The 497-nt window shown below is 58.8% G+C and carries 1 protein-coding gene; it reads left to right on the forward strand.

The window, feature by feature from the left end:
* Positions 1-497, forward strand: a 497-nt coding sequence (locus ACJ9N4_RS12340; protein WP_411500521.1) for a beta-galactosidase domain 4-containing protein, incomplete at both ends; no start/stop codon positions are given.

The following is a 497-nucleotide window of genomic DNA, read 5'->3' on the forward strand; positions in this document are numbered from 1 at the left end:
GGCACTGTATGAGGCGCAGCGCGCCCAGCAGTTCTTCATCTTCACGCTGGTGAGTACGTCTCCGCTGGTGGTTGAGGTGCAGAGCGATTACCTGTTCCGCCATACGGATAACGAGTTGCTGGAATGGTCGGTGCTTCGCGACGGGAAGGTACTGGCCGCTGGGGATATCACGCTTTCTGTTGCACCACAGGGTGTGCAGCGCCTCGAAATCTCTCTGCCGCAGTTCACGGCTGAGCCGGGTGAGGTCTGGCTTAATCTGGCCGTGTTGCAGCCTCGGGCAACGCCGTGGTCACCGGCAAACCATCGCTGTGCGTGGGAGCAATGGCCGCTTCCGGCTCCGCTGTATATTGCACCGCCGGTGAAGGCGGGTGAGCCTCCGGTCTTAACACAAAAAGATGACGTGCTGGAGCTGACACATCAGCAACAACGCTGGCAGTTCGATCGTGTCTCAGGAAATCTGACGCAATGGTGGCGTAATGGCGTTGAAACGCTGCTTT

This window comes from Enterobacter sp. LM3, from assembly GCF_046622475.1.
Taxonomy (GTDB): domain Bacteria; phylum Pseudomonadota; class Gammaproteobacteria; order Enterobacterales; family Enterobacteriaceae; genus Enterobacter; species Enterobacter cloacae_P.